The organism is Actinomycetota bacterium (genome assembly GCA_036280995.1).
In the GTDB taxonomy this organism is placed as follows: domain Bacteria; phylum Actinomycetota; class CALGFH01; order CALGFH01; family CALGFH01; genus CALGFH01.
In genome coordinates this window covers 1-2,455 of sequence record DASUPQ010000014.1, presented here as the reverse complement: position 1 = coordinate 2,455, position 2,455 = coordinate 1, and the positions used below count along the sequence as shown (strand labels likewise).

The following is a 2,455-nucleotide window of genomic DNA, read 5'->3' as shown; positions in this document are numbered from 1 at the left end:
GCCGTGGACGACCAGCGTCGGGACCTGAATTCGGGCGAGCTCGTCGATGCGTGACGACGCCGAGGGCGCGTTGGCTGCCGGGTTCATGCCCCGGGCCAGGTCGGCGGCGACGATGTCGCGGTAGTACTGCTCATCGAACTCGAACCGGCTCCCGGCCACGGCGCGACAGAAGTCGACCTCCAGCTCGGCGATGTCCGCATCGGTCTGGACCGGGCGGTCAAGACCAGCGAACACCGCCTCGTCACCCGGCGACAGGCGTGGGTCGGGCCCTGGGGTGGTGCTGATGAGCGTCAAGGAGCGCACGCGACCGGGATACCGCAAGGCGGCGGCCTGGCAGATCATTCCGCCCACCGACACGCCGACAAGGTGGGCGGCGTCGATGCCGACCGCGTCGAGCACCCCCATGGCATCGCCGGCCATGTCCTCGATCCCGTACGGCGCGCTGGCCCAGTCGACATAGCTCGACCGTCCGACGTCCCGGTTGTCGAACTGCACCACCCGGAACCCGGCACCGACGAGACCCTGGAGCAGCTCGGGTGGCCACCAGACCACCGACGCCCCACCCCCCATCACCAGCAGCACCGGCGCCCCGTCAGGTCGGCCCAGCTCCTGGTACCACAACCGCACCCCGTTGGTGTCCACATACCCTGCCGCCATCACGCCGTTCCTTTCCGTCCGCTCTGGCTACGACGGCCCGCCGCTTCCAGAACTCATCGGTGGTTCCGTCGTGTGGTGGCGTCTTGGTGGCAACGACGCCCGCCAACCGGGGCACTACCCCATGAGCTGGGAGAATGGCGCCTGCAAGGGCAGCCGTATCTCCCGACCAGGCGGGCACCTTTCTCAGTTGGGATCCTCCCACACCCCGGACCAGCTCGACATCTGCTTCGATGACACCCACGCCATCGCCAGCACGGGCCTGCTGCTGGCTGCCACCCTGGCCGAGCGGCTGAGCATGGAGCCGTGCCGGACGTCTCGATACGGCCGCCACGGGAGCTGGCCTAGGAGCCTGGTGAACCCGAGCGGCGCCCTCTCCTTGCAGCCTGCTGATTAGCCGACGCGGACGCCGAGCATGGACACCGAGCCGCCGTCGAATCCCTCTACCGGGAAGGTGACAGGCTCATCGCGCCGACGCTGCGCCAGTACGTACAGGAGCGGCAGGTAGTGCTCGGGGGTTGGTACGGCCAGCGCGGCGTCCTCACCAAGCGTCTCGTAGGCCACCACGCTGCCCAGATCCTGCGCCATGATCAGCTCCCGCAGCCTGGACTCGAACCGGACGGCCCACACGTAGGGCTCGACCGGCCGCCGTCCCCAGGCATAGGCGTGCAGGTTGTGTACCGCGTTGCCAGACCCGAAGATCAGGACCCCCTCATCGCGCAACACCTGCAGCCGACCGGCAAGGTCATAGTGCTGCTGGGGGGTAAGGGTCTCGTCGATGCCCAACTGCACGACGGGGACGTCAGCCTTCGGGAATATGTGCATGAGAACCGACCATGTGCCGTGGTCCAGCCCCCACCGCCGATCCAGCTCAACCGGGGTAGGGGTCAACAGGTCGCGGACGCGACGGGCGAGCTCTGGTGACCCGGGCGCCGGGTACTGGACTTGGTACAGCTCATGCGGGAACCCGCCGAAGTCGTGGATGGTCCGCGGTCGCTCGCCGTCGGTGACACGGCCGCCTGGAACGTACCAGTGGGCCGATACGGAAAGGATCGCCCGCGGCCGAGGCAGCGCGGCGGTCAGGCTCGCCCAGGCCTTGGTGTAGTCATTGGCCTGAAGGGCGTTCATGGGGTTACCGTGGCCAACGAACAGCGTTGGCATGCGACTTGGGATGCTCTCATCGGTCGTGCGCAAGCGGTCACCCCCATGGCGCGCCTTCGGATGGAAGGTAAGAGGCACCCAATACGGTGTCAATCACCGGGATGTCGGCCGTAGCGCCGGTGATCTGGCACGGTAGGTGCGTTCGAGCTCGACCGGACCATCGCCACCCTGCTGCTGCGCCTCAACCTCCTCGCGGTCTCGGACCATCGGCCGCAAGGCCAACGCCCGGCCAACAATCGAACGGCAACTCGCTCACGGGCGCAGGGGCAGCGACTGCGGGAAATGAAAGAGGTTCGACGGGTCGTACCGGGCCTTGACCCGGACCAGGCGGGCGTAGTTCGGGCCGTAGTAGGCCTCGGCCCAGTGCTCCAGGTCGGGGTCGGCGAAGTTCTGGAACACCCGTCCCGAGCCCCATGGGTGGACCGACGCCCAGGATCGGGCGGCCGCCCGGCGGGCCGCGGCCTGGCTCGCCGGCGGCGTGTCGGGATCCACCACCACGGCGTGCTTGAGCTGGAAGCGCTGGTCGCGGTGGACGAAGGCGGTGGCGTCGGGGGGCCGGCGGTTGTAGGCACCGCCCCAGGGCATGAAGTCCAGCTCGCGGGACTCCCCGGAGGCCCGTCCTCCCACGAAGGCGTCCAGC

General features: G+C 68.7%; 3 protein-coding genes. All 3 read right to left on the bottom strand.

The window, feature by feature from the left end; translation table 11 throughout:
* On the bottom strand, nucleotides 1–657 hold a 657-nt coding region (locus tag VF468_00380), incomplete at its 3' end, for an alpha/beta hydrolase (GenBank protein ID HEX5876783.1).
* 390 nt (nucleotides 658–1,047) lie between these two features.
* Nucleotides 1,048–1,815 carry a 4,5-DOPA dioxygenase extradiol gene (ygiD, locus tag VF468_00375; GenBank protein ID HEX5876782.1) on the bottom strand — a complete coding sequence of 256 codons (768 nt, stop codon included), beginning with the start codon at nucleotides 1,813–1,815 and terminating at the stop codon, nucleotides 1,048–1,050.
* A 252-nt stretch (nucleotides 1,816–2,067) separates the two neighbouring features.
* A partial coding sequence (locus VF468_00370; GenBank protein ID HEX5876781.1) for a BBE domain-containing protein occupies nucleotides 2,068–2,455 on the bottom strand: 388 nt, incomplete at its 5' end.